The following is a 17,659-nucleotide window of genomic DNA, read 5'->3' on the forward strand; positions in this document are numbered from 1 at the left end:
CTCCGTTCCTAACCGCGCAGCCGCTGCATCGCCGGGTCGAACAGAGGTTCTTCGGCGACGACGGCGTCGATCCGCTGGTCGAAGTAGCCGATGTGCAGTGCCTGGCGCGGGTTCGCGAGCGAGGCGGGCAGCCATGCGTAAGCGATGCCCTTGCCGATCGTGTAACCGTAGGCGGCGCTGGTGACGTAGCCGACCGCACGTTCACCGTCGTAGACCGGCTCCCTGCCCATGACGACCTCATCGGTGAGCAGGCAGGTGAGCCTGCGGGTGACCGACTCCCCGCGGGCGAGCAGGGCCTCGCGGCCGATGAAGTCGCCCTTGTCCAGCTTGACGGCGAAGCCGAGCCCCGCCTCATACGGGTCATGCTCGTGAGTCATGTCGGTGCCGAAGGAACGGTAGCCCTTCTCCAGGCGCAGGCTGGTGAAGGCGCCGCGGCCCGCGGCGATGACGCCGTGGTCCTGGCCGGCCTTCCACAGCGTGTCCCAGAGCTTGAGGCCCATGTCGGCGGTGGTGTAGATCTCCCAGCCCAGCTCGCCGACGTAGGACAGGCGCAGCATCGTGACGGGCACGTTGCCGATGTAGGCCCGGGTGCCGCGGAAGTACCGAAGCGCAGTCAGGTCGGTGCTGGTCAGCGGTTGGACGAGGCCGCGAGCTCTAGGCCCCCAGACTCCCACGCAGCAGGTTCCCGCGGTGATGTCGCGGACGTGCACGTCGGCGGGCCGGTGGCGATCGAGCCAGTCGAGGTCGAGGTTGCCGTTCGCGCCGACCTGGAATTCCTGCGGGCCGAGGCGGGCCACCGTGACGTCGCTGCGGATGCCGCCGTCTGTGTCGAGCAGCAGGCAGTAGGTCACCGAGCCGACCGACTTGTCCACGTCGCCGGTCGTGAGGCGGTTAAGGAAGGCGACGGCGCCGGGGCCGCTGACCTCCAGGCGCTTGAGCGCGGTCATGTCGTACAGGGCGACGGCCTCTCGGGTGGCCTGGGCCTCCGCGCCTACGATCGGCGACCAGTACTGGGCCGCCCACTCGCCGGGCGTGGGGATCTCGCGGCCCTGGAGCAGCGGGGCGTTGGCGCTGTACCACTGGGGCCGCTCCCAGCCGCCGGCCTCGAGGAAGCGCGCGTCGAGCTCCTGCTGGCGGGCGTAGAACGGGCTGGTGCGCAGCGGGCGAGGGTCCTCCATCGGCTGGAGGGGGTGGATGATGTCGTAGACCTCGACGTAGTTCTGGCAGCCACGGGCCAGGACGTATCCGGGGGCGAGCTGGTGCGGCTCGAACCTGTTGATGTCGCACTCGTGCAGGTCGAAGGACGAGCAGTGACCGTCCACGAGCCACTCGGCCATCGCGCGGCCCACTCCCGCGGAGTGGGTCACCCAGACGGCCTCTGCCACCCAGAAGCCGATGACCTCGCGCGACTCGCCCATCAGCGGCATGTGGTCGGTCGTGAACGAGAACAGCCCGTTGATGCCTTCCTCCACCTTGGCGGAGGAAGTGGACGGCAGTAGCTCCTGCGTCTCCCGCCAGGCATCGGCGAAGTCGTCAGGGGTGAAGGCGAGCACCGACGGCATCACCTCGGCCGCGTCGACGGACAGGATGTCGTCGGGGCTGACCGGCATGGGGCGGTGGCCGTAGTAGCCGATGCCGAGCGTGTCGAAACGCTCCCGGTAGTAGAGGTCGGCGTCCTGGTGGCGCAGGATCGGCCGACTCGCCTCGACGGTCTGACCGGCCAGCTCGGGCACCTGCCCAGTCCAGGCGAGCTGATGGGCGAGCGGCGTGAGCGGCAGCTCCATCCCCACCATCCGGGCCACACGCGGTCCCCAGATCCCGGCGCAGCACACCACGATGTCGGCGGGGATCTCACCCTGGTCCGTCAGCACCCCGGTGACCCGGCCGCCATCGGTCCTGATGTTCAGCACCTCGTGCCTGGGCAGCACCCGCACCCCGCGCTCCCGGGCTCGGGCGAGCTGCGCGTCGACTGCCTTGACCGCCTTGGCCAGGCCGTCGGTGGGGATGAACAGCCCGCCGAGCACCTTGCCGGCGTCGAGAAGGGAGTGCTTGGCCACGCTTTCCTCGGGGGAGAGCAGGTGCGTCTCGATCCCCCAGGACGCGGCCCAGCCGTGGCGGCGGCGCAGTTCGGCGAGCCGCTCGGGCGTGGTGGCCACTTCGAGCCCGCCCACCTGGGAGAAGCTGTCCAGCTCGACGAACTTCTCGACGGTGTAGCGAGCCATCTCGGTCATGGTCTTCGACCCGTTGATCTGGAACACCAGACCGGGGGCGTGCGACGAGGAGCCGCCGGTGGCGGGTACGTCTCCCTGATCGACGACGGTGACGTCGGTCCAGCCACGGGCGGATAACTCGTCGGCGAGGGCCGCGCCAACCACGCCCGCGCCGATGATGACGACGCTCGGGTCCGTCATAGCCACCTCCTTTGTTGCGGTATATGCAACCAGGCGCACTTTTCGCAACAAGCGTCGCTTGTGGAGTTCCGGGTGTCAAGAGTGCGTTCTGTCGTATTCCGTACGGTTTCTGTAGGGCCCGAACACGCGCGCGCCCAGCCCGATCGCGGATCGGGCCGGGCGCACGGAGATGCTCAGCTATCGGGAAGCCAGGCCTTGACCTTGCCGGGGTTGTCGGCCACCCACTTGGCGCCCGCATCCTCGGCCGACATCTTGTCCTCGGCGATGTACTTCGCCACGAGGCTCTGGTCGTCGTTCGTCCAGGTGAAGTTCTTGACCAGGTCGTAGGCCGGGCTGCCGGACTCCGCGAACTTCGTGCTCATGATCTTGTCGAGCTCGTACGACGGGTAATCACAGGCCACCTTCGCCGCGTCGGCGTCGCAGCCCTCCGTCCACTCGGGCAGGCCGACCTTCACCAGCTTCACCTCGGACATGAACCACTGCGGATCGTAGAAGTACCCGATCAGGGGGATCTTCTGCTTCTCCGCCTGGCGGAACGCCGTGATGAGGGCGGCCTCGCTGCCGGCGTAGACGACCTTGTAGTCCAGCTTCAGGTTCTTGACCAGCGCCTCGTCGTTGGTGACGAACGAGGGGTCGCCGTCGAGGATCTGCCCCTTGCCGCCCGACTCGGAGGTCCTGAACAGGTCAGCGTACTTATTGAGGTTCTTCCAGTCGGTGATGTCGGGGTACTTCTCGGCCATCCACGGCGGCACGAACCAGCCGATGACTCCCTTGTTGCCGGTGGGCACGGCCTCCACGGCGACCTTCTGGTCTTCGATGTACTTCTTCTTGAGGTGGTCGTGGCCCCAGTTCTCGACGATCGCGTCCACCTCACCTGTGGCGAACCCCTGCCAGGCCACCTCCTCCTTGATGTCCTTCTTGACGACCTTGCACCCGAGTTCCTTCTCGGCCACATGGGCGATCACCGCGGCGTTCGCCTCGTAGCCGACCCACGGGTTGATCGCCAGGTTGACCGTGCCGCAGTCCGACTTCCCACCGCCCGAGGCCTGCGCGTTGTCGTTCTCACCGACCTTCGCTCCCCCGCAGGCGGAGAGCAGGAGGCCGGCGCCCGCCACGAGCGCGCACGTGCGCAGCCCGGCCATCCTCGAAGCTGTCATGGTGGTCCTCCTGACCATTGATTTTCTTCATTGGCCTGCCGGACGCGTGCCCGCGCGCTGCGCGGCTGCGCGCATAATCCGGTCGAGCATGATGCCGAGCACGACGATCGCCAGCCCGGCGGCCAGCCCCTTGCCGCGCAGCGGGTACTGAACGAAGCCGGCCACCACGTCGTATCCGAGCGCGCCGGCCCCGACGAGGCCGCCGATGACGACCATCGACAACACGTAGATCAGGCCCTGGCTGGCTGCGAGCATGATGCCGGCCCGTGCCATGGGGAGCTGGACCTTGAAGATGAGCTGCCAGGTGCTGCACCCTCCGGCCGTCGCCGCCTCGACCACGGTGGGCGGCACCCCCCGTACGCTCTCGGCCACCAGCTTGACCGACACCGGCGCGGCGAACACCACGGCGGCGATGATGGCCGTGAACCGGCTCGGGCCGAACAGCCCCAGGATCGGGACGAGGTAGACGAAGGCTGGCATGGTCTGACCCGCGTCGAGGACCGGACGCAGCACCTGGTCCACCCGGTCGCTGCGGCCCATCCACACCCCGAGCACCACGCCGAGGACCATCACGAGCAGGATGGCCGCAAGCGCGGAGGCCAGCGTCACCATGCTGTCCCGCCACAGCCCCAGCAGCACCAGCAGCACAAACGCCACGCCGACGGTGATCGCGGCCCGGGTTCCCGCCAGCAGCAGCGCGAGGGCGATCACGACCACTGCGACCAGCCACCAGGGCGAGCCGGTCAGCAGCGACTCGAACGGGTTGAGCAGCGCATAGGTGATGAGGTTCTTCAGCGCGCCCGTGTACGTGACGAGCGTGTCCTGCGCCCATTCGCTCGCCGCGCCCGCGCCGCGCCGGACATAGGAGCCGAGGTCGACATCGCCGGGGAACTCGGCGGCCCACACGTAGACGTGCGAGAGGTAGACCAGCACCGCAGTGACGGCGACGGCCAGTCCCGCCTCGATCCGCCGCGCCCGCCGACCACGCGACCGGCCCGCCCAGTTCCCCCGGCCGGCACGGTGCTCCGCCCCCACCCGCCGCCCGGCGGCCGAGGTCACCCGATCGAGGACGATCGCCATGATCACGATGGCCAGTCCGGCGTTGAACGCGGTTCCGACGTCGAGTTTCTCCAGCGCTTTCAGCACGGTCTTGCCCAGTCCGGGCGCGTCGATCAGGGCGGCGATCGTGGCCATGGACAGGGCGGCCATGATGGTCTGGTTGGCTCCGACGATGATCGTCCGCTTGGCGAGCGGCAGCCGTACCTTGCGCAGCGACTGCGCAGCGGTCGAGCCGAGGGAGGTGCTCGCCTCCAGCGTGTTGACGGGGATCTCCCGGATCCCGTGCGCGGTGATGCGGATCGCCGGCGGGATCGCGTAGATCATCGTCGCGACGGTGGCGCTGGCCGGGCCGATCAGGAAGAACAGCGTGAGCGGGGCCAGATAGACGAAGGTCGGCATCGTCTGCATGAAGTCAAGCACCGGCGTGACGAGCCGGTTGAACCGGTCGCTGAGGCCCGCACAGATCCCAAGGGGGATGCCGACGGCGAGGGACAGCACGACGGCGGTCAGCGTGAGGGCGAGCGTGTCCATGCTCTCCTGCCACAGGCCGAGCAGGCCGAACGCCGCGAACCCGGTCGCGGTCAGCACGGCCACCCTGCGGTTGCCGTACAGCAGCGCGACGGCCGTGGCGATGCCGGTCACGCCGAGCCAGCCGATGACCGGGACCGGTCGGCTGAACGACGGCTGGCTGATCAGCGCCTGGATGAAGGTGACCGCCTCGTCGAGGAACAGCCGGATGTAGTTGATGAAGTACAGGAAGAGCGGGTTGCTGTTCCGGCCGGCGTCGATCGCGTCCATGCCCTCGTTGAGCCGGGTGTGCAGCGGCGTGAGCTCGGCGCCGCCCAGCGCCAGCGTGTCGCGGCCCTTCAGCACGGCCCACAGCAATACCCAGGCCACCAGGACCAGGCCAGCCAGGTAGCGGGTGCGGAGGAGCCGGCGCGCGAACGTGAGGGTGGCAGCGGTGGTGGTGGGCAGCGCCGCCATCAGTGCTTCTCCTCGGAGGGACCCGCGATGACTTCCAGGATCTCCGCGGTAGTGACCACCCCGAGCAGGGCCCCGCCCGCGACGACCTTGACCGGGCGGCCGGCGGACAGGACGGTCCTGGCAGCGTCGCGGATCACGGTTTCCGGTGCGAGCTCCGGCCCGTCGAGCGGTTCGCCGGGACGTGCGTCGCGCATGATCCAGGGCAGGGTCAGGACGTCGGACCTGGGCACGTCGCTGACGAAGTCCCGCACGTAGTCGTCGGCCGGCGCGCCGACTACCTGGTCGGGGGTGCCCATCTGGACGAGCGCGCCGTCACGCATGATGAGGATGCGGTCGCCCAGCTTGAGCGCCTCGTTCAGGTCGTGGGTGATGAAGATCATGGTTTTGCCGACCTCGTGGTGCAGGCGGATGACCTCGTTCTGCATCTCGCGCCTGATCAGCGGGTCGAGCGCGGAGAACGGCTCGTCGAACAGGAGCACCTCGGGGTCGGCGGCCAGCGCACGGGCCAGGCCGACGCGCTGCTGCATGCCGCCGGAGAGCTGGTCGGGATAGGAGTTCTCGAAGCCGGTGAGGCCGACGAGCTCGACCACCTCGCGGGCCCTGGTGTAGCGCTGCTGCTTGGGCACGCCGCGGATCTCCAGCCCGAAGGCGACGTTGTCCAGCACGCACCGGTGGGGCAGCAGCCCGAAGTGCTGGAAGACCATGGCCATGCGGTGTCTGCGCAGTTCGCGCAGCCGTCGCTCGTCCGCCTTGCGGATGTCCTCGCCGTCGAGCACGATCTCGCCGGCTGTCGGCTCGATCAGCCGGGTCAGGCAGCGGACCAGGGTGGACTTGCCCGAGCCAGAAAGGCCCATGACGACGAACACCTCGCCTCTCCGTACGGAGAAGGAAACGTCGCGAACCGCGGCGACGCAGCCCGTCTGCTCCTTGAGCTCCTTACGGCCGAGCGCGCTGCCGACGACGCTGTCGGCCTTTGGGCCGAACACCTTCCACAGCCCCCTGGCGTCGAGGACGGAGGGTGACTCGGCGCCGAGCGGGATGCGTTCGGTCACTGACGGTACGGTCATGGCCACCTCTTGGTCGTCGGAGCGTCAGTTCGCTGGGAGCCACCGCTGGGAGTGTCCACCCAGCGCCTGCCAGGCCGAACTCGGTGTCATCGGCGCCCCTCTGATCTGATCGTTGCGTATCGCGCAAGATGCTGCTCAGCGAGAAACAGGATTGACCGCTTTCTTCGGGCTAGTCAAGGCTTAGCAGGAATCACGGAATAAATCCCTATGGTCGTAGTTTCTCCCCTTCCCCGCGCCACGTCTTGACTGTGTGGCGTCTCGGGTCCCACTCTGTTGCGCCGCGTGCCCTTCCACCACGTGCCGGTCACCCCGGAGAGCAAGGCCGAGGCGGAGGCCAGTGACGGACACCGGCCAGGCGGCGGTGGGGAGGAGCTGCGGCCCCCACCGCCTCCCTCTTTACGTGCGGTGGCGGTAGAACTCGGTGGTCTCGGGCGGGAGCGGGGTGTTGCCAAGGATCAGGTCGGTCGCCTTCTCCGCCAACATCATGACCGGCGCGTAGATATTCCCGTTGGTGACGTACGGCATGACTGAGGCGTCCACCACGCGCAGCCCGTCCACGCCGTGCACGCGCATGGTCTCCGGGTCGACCACCGACATCTCGTCCACCCCCATCCTGGCCGTGCAGGAGGGGTGCAGAGCCGTCTCGCCGTCTCTGGCGACCCAGTTGAGAATCTCCTCGTCGGTCTCAACGGACGGCCCAGGCGACAGCTCGCCGGTGCTGAACTCGGTCAGGGCGGGCTGGCCGAGGATACGGCGGGCCGCTCTGACGGCCTCCACCCACTCCCGTCGGTCCTGTGCGGTGGACAGGTAGTTGAACCGCAGGGAGGGGTGCCGGCGCGGATCGGTACTCTTGATCTTCACCGAGCCGCGTGCGTCGGAGTACATGGGCCCGACGTGCACCTGGTAGCCGTGCCCGCCCGCGGGCGCGGAGCCGTCGTAGCGGACGGCGACGGGCAGGAAGTGGAACATCAGGTTGGGGTAGCCAACGTCGTCGTTGCTGCGGACGAAGCCCCCCGCCTCGAAGTGGTTGGTCGCCCCCGGGCCCTTGCGCAGGAACAGCCACTGCGCGCCGATCCACGGGTGACGCCACTTCTGCAGGTGCGGCTGCATCGAGACCGGCTTGCCACACCCGTGCTGGATGTAGACCTCCAGGTGGTCCTGCAGGTTCTCACCCACGCCCGGCAGGTCGTGGACCACGCGGACGCCGAGGGGGCTCAGTTCCTTGGCGTTGCCGATGCCAGACAGCTGGAGGAGTTGCGGCGAGTTGATCGCGCCGCCGCAGAGGATGACCTCCTTGGCCCGCACGGTGCCGCCGTTGTACTCCACGCCGACCGCCCGCGTGCCCTCGAAGAGCACCTTCGACACGAAGGCACGGGTCTTGACCGTGAGGTTCGGGCGCTTCAGCACCGGATGCAGGTAGGCGCGGGCGGCGCTGAGCCGGCGGCCCCGCCTGATGGTGCGGTCGAAGCGGGCGAAGCCCTCCTGACGGTAGCCGTTGACGTCGTCCGTGAGCGGGTAGCCCGCCTCCCGCACGGCTTTGAAGAAGGCCGCGTAGAGCGGGGTGCTCGCCGGCCCTCGCTCCAGCGCCAGCGGTCCGTCATGGCCGCGCCAGGGAGTCCCCGGGTCGGCCAGGCAGCTCTCCATCCGCTTGAAGTACGGCAGGCAGTGGGCGTAGTCCCACGTCTTCATCCCGGAGTCGGCACCCCACCGCTCGTAGTCCAGCGGGTTGCCGCGCTGGAAGATCATGCCGTTGATGCTGCTTGAGCCCCCGAGCACCTTCCCTCGGGCGTGGTAGATCCTGCGGCCGTGCATGTGCGGCTCGGGCTCGGACTCGTACCGCCAGTCGTAGAAGCGGTTGCCGATGGGGAAGGTAAGTGCCGCCGGCATGTGGATGAAGACGTCCCAGGGATAGTCCGGTCGACCCGCCTCCAGGACCAGCACCCGCGTGGCCGGGTCCGCGGAGAGCCGGTTGGCCAGGGCGCTGCCGGCTGAGCCGCCTCCGACGATGACGAAGTCGTACTGCGGTGACGTCATGATGCCTCGTCTCGCTCGCGCGTTTCATCGAATCGTAGTGTTATGTGCATTGCGTTGCACTAGTCGCAACAATGGATCTTCTGTTTGCGTTCGACGCAGTTCTGCAAAGCACTTACAGTTTCGCTATGAGCAACGACTCGAGTAGTGGGGGCGTGCAGTCCGTCGATCGGGCGATCAGCGTGCTGGAGATCCTTTCGCGCCGGGGTGAGGCGGGGGTCAGCGAGGTCGCCGCCGAGATCGACGTGCACAAGTCGACCGCCTTCCGGCTGCTCGGCGCCCTGGAGGCGCGCGGTCTGGTGGAGCAGGCCGAAGACCGGGGCAAGTACCGCCTCGGCTTCGGCATCATCCGGCTGGCCGGCGGGGTCAGCACCCAGATGGACATCACCCAGCGCAGCCGTCACGTCTGCCAGCGGCTGGCCAAGGAGATCGGCGAGACGGTCAACATCGCGGTGCTTCGCTCCACCTACGCCGTCAACCTGGACCAGGTGCGCGGCCCTTCCGCCGTCACCGCCTACAACTGGGTCGGCCAGCTCACGCCCCTGCACGCCACCTCGAGCGGCAAGGTGCTCCTGGCCCACCTGGACGACGGGCAGCGCGCGAAACTGCTGGCCGACGGACAGCTGCAGAGCTTCACGTCCAGGACGATCATCGATGCCGACGCCCTCGAGCGGCAGCTGGCCGAGATCAGGAAGGCGGGGTACGCCTCCTGCCTGGAGGAGCTCGAGGACGGGCTGAACGCCATGGCCGCGCCCATCCGCTCCTACCACGGCGAGGTCATCGCCGCGGTCAGCGCCTCCGGCCCCGCCTACCGCTTCAGCGAGAAGCGCATGCACGAACTCGTCCCCGTCCTGATCAGCGGCGCCGACGAGATCAGCGAGCGGCTCGGCTACGCGCACTAGCGTCCACCCGTACGCCAACCGCATCGCGTGCTCCACTCCGGGCAGTCCGCCCCGTCCTTGGGCGGGGGTCCAGGAGCCCCTCGTCTTCGCCGGCCGTCTCTATCCGATCCGCTCCTGGACCCATTCATGGAAGGCGCTGATGTGGTGCTCGCTCGGCACCAGCACGCCGCCCTTGGCGTACGTGCGCGAGCCCATCCTCGGCTGGCAGCGCTCGCAGGCCTCGAAGTCCTGCTGGTTGACCCGGTGGAAGAGCTCGACTGACTTGTCCAGGTCCTTCCCGCTCGCCACGACCTCGGGCAGGTAGAGCCAATCGCACTCGACCACCGTTCGGTCGACCGCGAGAGGAAACATGCGGTGCAGGATGACGTGGTCGGGCACCAGGTTGATGAAGACCTGCGGCTTGACGGTGATCGCGTAGTAGCGCCTGTCCTGGTCCGCACTGACGCCCGGGATGCGGTCCACCCCGGCCGAGCCGTCCACGGTGAAGCCCTCGACATCCTCGCCGAACTCGGCGCCGTGACCGACGAAGTACTGCGCCGCGTACCCGTCGGCAAACTCCGGCAGCACCTCGGTCAGCTCGGGGTGGATCGTGGCGCAGTGGTAGCACTCCATGAAGTTCTCGACGATGAGCTTCCAGTTGGCCTTGACCTCGTAGACGATCCGCCGGCCCACCTCCAGCTCCGCCACGTCGTAGTTGCCGATCAGGTCGAGCGCGCCCAGCCGATCGGTCACCGCACCCATCACGTCCTCCTCGAACGATGGGGGCTCGTCGGCCAGGCAGATCCACACGTAGCCGAGCCACTCGCGCACGTGCACGTTGACCAGGCCGTACTCCGTCCGATCCAGGTCCGCCATCTTGGCCAGGTTGGGCGCCGCGATCAGCTTGCCGTCGAGGTCGTAGGTCCAGGCATGGTAGGAGCACTGGAAGGCCCGCTTGACCTCGCCGGACTCCTCCGTGCAGATGATCGCGCCGCGGTGCCGGCAGACGTTATAGAAGGCGCGGACCGACCCGTCGCGCGCCCTGCTGACGAGCATGTTCTCGGTGCCGACCTGCACCGTCTTGAAGGCTCCTGGCTTGGCCAGGTCCGCAGAGCGCACCACGCAGAACCACATCGTCTCGAAGATTCTCCGCTGCTCCAGCGCGAAGATCTCCGGATCGGTGTAATAGCGGCCCGGCAGGGTGGGGATCACGCTTGAGGTTGTTGTGGTGCCCACGGGAGTACTCCTCTGTGTACGGGCCGGGTCAGTGTCCTCGGCGGATCCAGTCCTCGAGTTGCGGAGCCTCGGCTCCGATGCCGGTGTCGTCGCCGTGCGCCGCGTCGATGACCAGCACCTGGTCGTCGTCACCCAGCGGCCAGACGTTGTTGTCGACGTCCCACGTCCCGCCATCCAGGCGGAATGTGCCGCGGGTGACCAGGCGCTCGATCCGCGTCACAGCAGCACCACCGAACGGAGCACCTCGCCGTGGTGCATCTTGGCGAAGGCGTCCTCCACGTCGGGCAGGCCGATGGTCTCGGTGACGAACGCGTTCAGGTCGAAGCGGCCCTGCAGGTAGAGGGAGACCAGCATGGGGAGGTCGCGGCTCGGCAGGCAGTCGCCGTACCAACTGGACTTCAGCGAGCCGCCGCGGCCGAAGACGTCGAGGAGCGGAAGTTCGAGCATCAGCTCCGGGGTGGGCACGCCCACGAGCACGGCGGTCCCGGCCAGGTCGCGGGCGTAGAACGCCTGCTTGAACGTCTCAGGCCGGCCGACGGCGTCGATGACAACGTCCGCGCCGAAGCCGCCGGTGAGCTCCCTGATCCGCTCGACGGGATCGGCCTGCTTCGCGTTGACGGTGTGCGTCGCGCCGAAGCCACGCGCCCAGTCGAGCTTCCTGTCGTCCACGTCGACGGCGATGATCGTAGTGGCGCCGACGAGCTGGGCGCCGGCGATCGCCGCGTTGCCGACGCCGCCGCAACCGATGACCGCGACCGAGTCGCCGTGGCTGACTGCGCCGGTGTTCACGGCCGCGCCGAGCCCGGCCATCACGCCGCACCCGAGGAGCCCGGCGGCGGCCGGGGAGGCGGCCGGGTCGACCTTGGTGCACTGTCCGGCGGCCACCAGCGTCTTCTCGGCGAACGCGCCGATGCCGAGCGCGGGGCTGAGCGGCGTGCCGTCGGCCAGGGTCATGCGCTGGGTCGCGTTGTGGGTGGCGAAGCAGTACTGCGGGCGGCCCCTGAGACAGGAGCGGCAGGATCCGCACACCGCACGCCAGTTGAGGATCACGAAGTCGCCGGGCACGACGTCGGTGACTCCGACGCCGACGGCTTCGATCAGTCCCGCCGCCTCGTGACCGAGCAGGAATGGGAAGTCGTCGCTGATGCCGCCCTCGCGGTAGTGCAGGTCGGTGTGGCATACGCCGCACGCTTGCACCTTCACCAGTGCCTCGCCGGGGCCGGGATCCGGCACCAGGATCGTCTCCAGGCTGACCGGCTTACCCTTGCCGGTCGCGACCACGCCGCGAACTTCATGCGCCATCGATTCACTCCTGTTTCAGCCGGCCTGGGCCGGCGCGGTCTCCAAATGGCGGCGCCAGCGGGTGAACAGCCGCACCTGGTTCACACCCAGCACCGCCACGGGGCGGCCTCCCTGCCGGTAGACGGCGAGGAAGCTGTGGTTCGCCGGATCGCCCTCCTCCACGGTGACCGTGTCAGCGTCGCGGGCCTGCCCGATTAACTGGATCTTCACGTCGAACTGGTCGGACCAGAGGTAGGCCGGGCGCGCGGGCTCCGGGCGGGCGGTGCCGCCGGACAGCAGCGTCGCCGCCGCGACGCCGGCTCGCTGGCGGGCGCCTGTCCAGTGCTCGATCCGGTGGTGGCGGCCCTGCGCGGGATCGAACCAGGCCGCGCAGTCGCCGACGGCGACGATCCCCGGGACGGACGTACCGCCGCCCTCGTCGCAGAGGACCCCATCGCCCAATTCCAGGCCGCTGCCCTCCAGCCAGGCGGTGTTGGGCACCGCCCCGATCCCGACGACCACGACGTCGGCCGGCAGGTGCGTTCCGTCCGCCAGGCGTACCCCGTCGACCCGGTGCGCGCCAGTCAGTGCTGTCACGTGCGCGCCGCAGACCAGCTGGACGCCGCGCTTCTCGTGCACGCCCGCGATGGCCCGGGCCATCGTGACGCCGATGACGTGCGCCAGCGGCGCCTGCCCCGACTCCACGAGGGTCACTTCCAGGCCCAGCTCGCGGGCCGTGGCGGCGACTTCGGCGCCGATGAAGCCGCCGCCGATCACCACCAGTCTCTTGGCGGTCTTCAGGTCGGCGCGTAGCGCTCGGGCGTCGTCCAGCGTGCGCAGCGTGTGCACGCCGGGCAGTCCCTCCGCCGCCGGCAGTCGGCGCGCGGAGGCGCCGGTCGCGATCACGATGCCGTCCGCGAGAAGCGAGGTGCCGTCGCTCAGCGTGATACGCCGGATGGCCGGGTCCAGGGCGGTGGCGGCCCCGCCCAGCCGCCATTCGAGGTCCGGGTCTTCGCCTTCGGACTCCAGGGCGAGGTCGGTCTCGCTGATGGCGCCCTTGAGGAAGTCCTTGGACAGCGGGGGCCGGTCATAGGGGCGATGCTTCTCCTCGCCGATGAGGACGATGCGTCCCTCATACCCCTGGCCTCGCAGGGCGCGGGCGCTCAGCAGCCCAGCCAGCGAGGCGCCGATCACGCAGATCGTGTTCACTCCCGCTCCCTCACGGTGACGCAAGGAGGAAGGTTGGGCGGCGCGTCGGACGGCACGACATAGATGACGTCGTTCTGGACGACCACCTGGTGGGTGCGGACTGGCCGCTTGGCGGGAGGGGCGTCGACCTGGCCGGTGCGCAGATCGAATCGTGAGGCGTGCAGCGGGCACTCCACCTCGCAGCCCTCCAGCCACCCGTCGGCCAGCGAGGCGTCCTGGTGGGTGCAGGTGTCGTCGATCGCGAGGATCTCGCCGTTATCGGTGTGGAAGACGGCGATGGGCGGATTGACATTGAGGCGGACGGCCTCACCTCGCGGAAGTGACGCGAGAGGGCACGCTGGGATCATCGTGTCACATCCCCGGTTTCGTAACGGGGAACGTTTAGCGCCATGCGCAACAGAGTGCGGGTGCGGAATGCGGATGTCAAGACCGGTTTGCGGGGCTTCTGTCCAGTTTTCGGGTTGACCGGGAGTGCCGGCCGGGACCTGTCCTCGAAGGGCGGCGTCCTGGCCGGCACCGCCTACCGTCTGCTGCTGGCCTGACGGCGGGGTGGTCGGCGGCTAGCGCAGATGCCGGGTGAAGAACCGGGCCGCGTCCTCCCCTGCGAACTGCGGGACGCCGGTGTGCCCGCCCATGTTGGCGTGCAGCGTTTTCTCCTCGGAGCCGAAGGCGTCGAACAGGTCCAGAGCTGCCTGCCGGTCGTTCCCTTCGTCGTCCCACTGCAGCAGGACGTGCAGCGGAATGGTGACCTGTCGGGCCTCCTCGAACATGGTGCGAGGCACGAAACTCCCGGCGAAGAAGCCGGCGGCCACGATGCGCGGCTCGACCACCGCAAGCCGGATGCCGATGGAGATCACTCCTCCCGAGTACCCGACCGGGCCGCCGATCTCGGGCAGCGACAGGAGGGCATCCAGGGCGGCCTGCCATTCCGGGACCGCCTTGTCGACGAGCGGGAGGATGAGGGCGTCGATGATCTCGTCGCTGACCGGCTCGCCGGCCTCCATAGCCCGGCGCAGGTCGGCGCGGGCCTGCTCGGCGGCGGCGGAGCGGGGCCGGTCACCGGTCCCGGGGAGCTCGATGGTGGCCGCAGCGAAGCCCTCCGCCGCAGAGTGCCGGGCCCGCGCCACCAGCCGGGGGTACATCTTGTGCAGTCCGAGCGGGGGGTGGCCGAGCAGGATCAGCGGCGCCGGTGCGGATGCGGATCCGGGCGTCCACAGGATGCCGGGGATCTCGCCGAGGGTGAATTCGCGTTCGAGGATGCCGTCGTCGAGGCGCTGCTCGGAGGTGAATTGCATGGTCGTGCCTTTCGGGAGTGCTCTTGAACAGCGCTCCCGGACGACCTATCGCCCGACCGTGACCCCGGAGGGGAGCACCCATGTCGATACTGCGTTCACGGGTACCACCTCCTCGTTCTCTGGCACGGCCTCCAGAAAAGTAGCAGTGGTCGCCGTGGTCCGCCAACGGGTTTTGCGGAGGCTCCGTGGGCGGATGCCACGGAGGGGCTTCAGCCCGTCGTCTACCGAGCCTTCATCGGTGTGCGCTTCGATTCTGGTCGCGAGCGCCCGCTACCACGACCCTTTGACGGCTTTGCCGCGGTAGACCACGTCGTGACGGCGCGCCGCCACCCACGCGGTGACGGTCTGCTCAACCTTGTCGCGCGGGCGCCTCGTCGTAGGCGCCCGCGCGAAGATGCGGCTCTCCCAGAGCCACCTGTCCCCGCCGGGATGGGCGGTCAGGCCGCCGTTGCCGGTCCCGGTGACGAACTGGGACAGGTAGACGCCGTCCTTGCCAGCCGCTCGAGGATCGCCAGCTCGCCCACCAGGCGGTCGGGATGGAGGTTGAGCGTCACACGCAGGCCGGGATCGACCGGGCTGTGAGGTGGCTGAGGGCGCGTGCGTGTGCCGTACCCGACATGTCTGTCGTCATCATGACCCGTCGGACGCGTGCAGGATGAAGGCCAGCACATCGGCGAGCAGTGCCTGCTCCTGGTCTCTGGTCGAGCCGGCGCCGTGGCCGCCGTGCTCCTCGACGCGCAGCAGCACCGGCCGACCGGAGTCCGTGGCCGCCTGCAGGCGGGCAGCCAGCTTCGCCGGCTGCCACGGCGGCACCCGCGCGTCGTGCAGGCCGGTGGTCAGCAGCACCGCCGGGTACGGCACGCCGTCCCGGACCCGCAGGTAGGCGTCGATGATCAGCAGGTCGCGCAGGCCCTCCTCAGTGGTGACGCTGCCGAACTCCGGCACGTTGATCGGCCCGCTCTCGCTGAACTCGTTGCGCGTGGCGTTCACCGTCGGCGCGTGCATCGCCATGGCCGCCCACAGATCGGGGCGGCGCACCAGCGCGCCGCCGGTGGGGATGCCGCCGCTGCTGGCGCCCTCGGCAGCCAGCCGCCCCGGGCGGGTGTAGCCGAGGGCGATGAGATGCTCGGCGCAGTCGATGAAGTCCGTGATGGTGGCCTCCTTGCGCTCGCCGCGCCCGGCCTCGTGCCACTCGCGGCCGTAGGCGCCGCCGCCGCGCAGGTGCGCGACGGCGTAGACGCCGCCACGCTCGTACCAGGCGAGCATCTCGGGACGGAACTCCGGCAGGTCGATGAACCCGTGGGAGCCGTAGCCGGTGAGCACGGCCGGGTTGTCGCCGTCCAGCTCCAGGTCCTTGTGGTGGATGACCGTGAGCGGGATCGGCGTCCCGTCCCTCGCGGGCACGTGCAGAGTACGGACGTGCACGTCGCCGAAGTCCACCGGTGAGCGGGGCGCCAGCCCGGTGTCCTGGAGGGACTGGCCGTCGTAGCGGTAGAGCCGCGGCGCGTCGGTCCAGCCGGCCACCAGCAGCAGGGCTTCGGGGCGCTCGGGGTGGGTGGTCCACTCCAGGATGGTGCCGTCCACCGGCATCGGGAGGTCGGCGGGCTCGCCGCCGGACAGGGGTACGTGCCGTATCCGGCTGACGCCGCCGTCGAGATCGCGCACCAGCAGCCGGTCGCCCACCACCCGCACCGACTCCACCGCCCGCTCACCCGCGGGCACGACCACCCGGGCTCGGGACAGATCGGGTGCGGCAAGCGGAACGGCCAGCACGCGGGAGCGCGGCGCGTCCCGATGGGAGACCAGGTAGAGGGTGTCGTGGCTGGTGGCGAAGGTGGTTACGCCGTCGGCCACGTCCGCGACCAGCTGCCACGGGCAGGCGGCCGGGTCGGCCAGCCCGGTCCGCGGCGCCACGTACAGCGTGCAGTCGCTCAGCTGCTCGCTGGTCCAGGGCCAGGGGCTGAGCGCGGCGTGGGAGACGATCGCCAGCATCCACTCGCCGTGCGGCGGCACCACCAGGAAAGGCCGGTCCCGCGGGGTCAGCTCGATGTGGGGGTTGAGGCCGCGCGCCAGCACCGCCGTGTCCTGCGCCGGGTCGGCGCCCAGGTGGTGCAGGAAGGTACGGCTGTCCAGGAGGTGCTGCTCTGCGTAGCGGTGATAGACGAACGACCGGCTGTCCTCCAGCCAGCTCAGGAAGGCGAAGCGCGTCGTGGGCGGGATCGTCTCCCGGAGGGCGCCGGAGTCGGCGTCGATCACGTGGATGGAGCTGTCCTCCGACCCGGAGGCGGAGACGGCGCAGGCGACGTGGCGGCCGTCGGGGGAGGGCACGTACCAGTCGATGGCGTGGTGCCCGTCGCCGGGCACCGTGCCGGGGTCAAACAGGACCCTGCTCGCTCCGTCGGCCTCGGTCACCGTCAGCACCGGCACGCGGGCGTCCGGCTCGTGTACCAGGGCGAAGACCCTGTCGGCCGCCATCGCGAGGCCGAAGTACCGCGTGAGCGCACCGCCCAGTTCGCGGATCCGGGTCAGTAGGCCGGAGCGGTGCGGCAGGGCGTCCAGGTGCTCGCGGGCGTGCCGGGCCTGGCCGTCCAGCCAGTGGTGGAACTCCTCGCCTTCGGCTTCCATCCACCGGTAGGGGTCCTCGAGTGTGATGCCGTGGAGGGTCTCGCGCACGACGTCCACCCGGGCGATCGGGGGTTCGGTGATGTCGCTCATATGCGCATGATCATATGCCGGAGATCCGGTGACTTGCCGGGACATTAGATCACGCGTCCCTCCGCCGGGCTCGCCTGACGGCCATCTACTTTGGTCCTGCCCCGGTTTGGTGGACACCTGACGAACCAGAGCGCCACTCCGAGGCCGGGCCGTGCGGCGTCGGCGAGGTCGATGCCCGGGAGGAGCTCGCGGATGGCGAACGGGGTCGGCTTGGTGTCGAACACGACCGCGTGTGGCGGCGAAACCGCGGCCCGACGCAGGCCCAGGTGCTGCTCGCAGAAGGCGGCTGCGGCGTCCACGTCGCGGACGTGCAGGGCTACGAAGTCGGGGCCG

Annotated in this window: 15 protein-coding genes and 1 pseudogene; 2 read left to right on the plus strand and 14 right to left on the minus strand. The window is 69.3% G+C overall.

Annotated features, from left to right (window positions below):
- Positions 1 to 8: 8 nt before the first annotated feature.
- The 5 genes from QSK17_RS19675 to betA all read right to left on the minus strand — a co-directional run bounded on the left by QSK17_RS19675 (position 9) and on the right by betA (position 8,712).
- Entirely contained in the window at positions 9 to 2,411 is a 2,403-nt protein-coding gene (locus tag QSK17_RS19675; protein ID WP_285706371.1) for a GcvT family protein, read from the minus strand.
- 173 nt (positions 2,412 to 2,584) lie between these two features.
- Positions 2,585 to 3,568, minus strand: a complete 984-nt coding sequence (locus QSK17_RS19680; protein WP_285706372.1) for an ABC transporter substrate-binding protein — start codon at positions 3,566 to 3,568, stop codon at positions 2,585 to 2,587.
- 27 nt (positions 3,569 to 3,595) lie between these two features.
- Complete coding sequence (locus QSK17_RS19685) at positions 3,596 to 5,611, minus strand: ABC transporter permease (protein WP_285706373.1); 2,016 nt, start codon at positions 5,609 to 5,611, stop codon at positions 3,596 to 3,598.
- A complete protein-coding gene (locus QSK17_RS19690; protein WP_285706374.1) occupies positions 5,611 to 6,678 on the minus strand; it encodes a quaternary amine ABC transporter ATP-binding protein in 1,068 nt (355 codons plus the stop codon). The genes QSK17_RS19685 and QSK17_RS19690 overlap by 1 nt, the downstream gene beginning before the upstream one ends.
- A gap of 396 nt (positions 6,679 to 7,074) precedes the next feature.
- Positions 7,075 to 8,712 carry a choline dehydrogenase gene (gene betA, locus QSK17_RS19695; RefSeq protein WP_285706375.1) on the minus strand — a complete coding sequence of 546 codons (1,638 nt, stop codon included), beginning with the start codon at positions 8,710 to 8,712 and terminating at the stop codon, positions 7,075 to 7,077.
- A gap of 125 nt (positions 8,713 to 8,837) precedes the next feature.
- Between betA and QSK17_RS19700 the strand changes: the two genes are divergently transcribed.
- Positions 8,838 to 9,611, plus strand: coding sequence for an IclR family transcriptional regulator (locus tag QSK17_RS19700; RefSeq protein ID WP_285706376.1), 774 nt, complete (start codon positions 8,838 to 8,840; stop codon positions 9,609 to 9,611).
- 99 nt (positions 9,612 to 9,710) lie between these two features.
- Here the strand turns inward: QSK17_RS19700 and QSK17_RS19705 are convergent, their stop codons facing one another.
- The 5 genes and pseudogenes from QSK17_RS19705 to QSK17_RS19725 all read right to left on the minus strand — a co-directional run bounded on the left by QSK17_RS19705 (position 9,711) and on the right by QSK17_RS19725 (position 13,663).
- Entirely contained in the window at positions 9,711 to 10,826 is a 1,116-nt protein-coding gene (locus QSK17_RS19705) for an aromatic ring-hydroxylating oxygenase subunit alpha (RefSeq protein ID WP_285706377.1), read from the minus strand.
- A 94-nt stretch (positions 10,827 to 10,920) separates the two neighbouring features.
- A pseudogene (locus QSK17_RS19710) lies at positions 10,921 to 11,037 on the minus strand (MBL fold metallo-hydrolase); the annotation flags it as partial.
- 5 nt (positions 11,038 to 11,042) lie between these two features.
- Positions 11,043 to 12,128 (minus strand): S-(hydroxymethyl)mycothiol dehydrogenase, encoded by a 1,086-nt coding sequence (locus QSK17_RS19715; RefSeq protein ID WP_285706378.1) that lies wholly within the window; start codon positions 12,126 to 12,128, stop codon positions 11,043 to 11,045.
- A gap of 15 nt (positions 12,129 to 12,143) precedes the next feature.
- Positions 12,144 to 13,316, minus strand: a complete 1,173-nt coding sequence (locus QSK17_RS19720; RefSeq protein WP_285706379.1) for an NAD(P)/FAD-dependent oxidoreductase — start codon at positions 13,314 to 13,316, stop codon at positions 12,144 to 12,146.
- On the minus strand, positions 13,313 to 13,663 hold the full coding sequence (locus tag QSK17_RS19725) for a bifunctional 3-phenylpropionate/cinnamic acid dioxygenase ferredoxin subunit (RefSeq protein ID WP_285706380.1): 351 nt from the start codon (positions 13,661 to 13,663) through the stop codon (positions 13,313 to 13,315). Before QSK17_RS19725 ends, QSK17_RS19720 begins: the two co-directional genes overlap by 4 nt.
- 42 nt (positions 13,664 to 13,705) lie before the next feature.
- Here QSK17_RS19725 and QSK17_RS19730 point away from each other — a divergent pair, with 42 nt between their 5' ends.
- A complete protein-coding gene (locus QSK17_RS19730) occupies positions 13,706 to 13,858 on the plus strand; it encodes a hypothetical protein (protein WP_285706381.1) in 153 nt (50 codons plus the stop codon).
- 18 nt (positions 13,859 to 13,876) lie between these two features.
- Here QSK17_RS19730 and QSK17_RS19735 read toward each other — a convergent pair whose 3' ends face one another.
- From QSK17_RS19735 to QSK17_RS19745, 4 genes are all read right to left on the minus strand, one after another.
- A complete protein-coding gene (locus QSK17_RS19735; protein WP_285706383.1) occupies positions 13,877 to 14,611 on the minus strand; it encodes an alpha/beta hydrolase in 735 nt (244 codons plus the stop codon).
- A 270-nt stretch (positions 14,612 to 14,881) separates the two neighbouring features.
- Positions 14,882 to 15,088 (minus strand): hypothetical protein, encoded by a 207-nt coding sequence (locus QSK17_RS36210; protein ID WP_352231820.1) that lies wholly within the window; start codon positions 15,086 to 15,088, stop codon positions 14,882 to 14,884.
- A 153-nt stretch (positions 15,089 to 15,241) separates the two neighbouring features.
- Complete coding sequence (locus QSK17_RS19740; RefSeq protein ID WP_285706384.1) at positions 15,242 to 17,326, minus strand: prolyl oligopeptidase family serine peptidase; 2,085 nt, start codon at positions 17,324 to 17,326, stop codon at positions 15,242 to 15,244.
- A gap of 44 nt (positions 17,327 to 17,370) precedes the next feature.
- Positions 17,371 to 17,625 (minus strand): hypothetical protein, encoded by a 255-nt coding sequence (locus QSK17_RS19745; protein ID WP_285706385.1) that lies wholly within the window; start codon positions 17,623 to 17,625, stop codon positions 17,371 to 17,373.
- Between the last annotated feature and the right edge of the window lie 34 nt (positions 17,626 to 17,659).

It is taken from the genome of Microtetraspora sp. NBRC 16547, from assembly GCF_030268965.1.
Taxonomy (GTDB): Bacteria; Actinomycetota; Actinomycetes; order Streptosporangiales; family Streptosporangiaceae; genus Microtetraspora.

Excerpts from the sequence above, each read along its gene's own strand:
- QSK17_RS19675 (WP_285706371.1), bottom strand. The coding sequence starts at position 2,411 with ATGACGGACCCGAGCGTCGTCATCATCGGCGCGGGCGTGGTTGGCGCG.
- QSK17_RS19680 (WP_285706372.1), bottom strand. The coding sequence starts at position 3,568 with ATGACAGCTTCGAGGATGGCCGGGCTGCGCACGTGCGCGCTCGTGGCG.
- QSK17_RS19685 (WP_285706373.1), bottom strand. The coding sequence starts at position 5,611 with ATGGCGGCGCTGCCCACCACCACCGCTGCCACCCTCACGTTCGCGCGC.
- QSK17_RS19690 (WP_285706374.1), bottom strand. The coding sequence starts at position 6,678 with ATGACCGTACCGTCAGTGACCGAACGCATCCCGCTCGGCGCCGAGTCA.
- betA (WP_285706375.1), bottom strand. The coding sequence starts at position 8,712 with ATGACGTCACCGCAGTACGACTTCGTCATCGTCGGAGGCGGCTCAGCC.
- QSK17_RS19700 (WP_285706376.1), top strand. The coding sequence starts at position 8,838 with ATGAGCAACGACTCGAGTAGTGGGGGCGTGCAGTCCGTCGATCGGGCG.
- QSK17_RS19715 (WP_285706378.1), bottom strand. The coding sequence starts at position 12,128 with ATGGCGCATGAAGTTCGCGGCGTGGTCGCGACCGGCAAGGGTAAGCCG.
- QSK17_RS19725 (WP_285706380.1), bottom strand. The coding sequence starts at position 13,663 with ATGATCCCAGCGTGCCCTCTCGCGTCACTTCCGCGAGGTGAGGCCGTC.
- QSK17_RS19730 (WP_285706381.1), top strand. The coding sequence starts at position 13,706 with ATGCGCAACAGAGTGCGGGTGCGGAATGCGGATGTCAAGACCGGTTTG.
- QSK17_RS19735 (WP_285706383.1), bottom strand. The coding sequence starts at position 14,611 with ATGCAATTCACCTCCGAGCAGCGCCTCGACGACGGCATCCTCGAACGC.
- QSK17_RS19740 (WP_285706384.1), bottom strand. The coding sequence starts at position 17,326 with ATGAGCGACATCACCGAACCCCCGATCGCCCGGGTGGACGTCGTGCGC.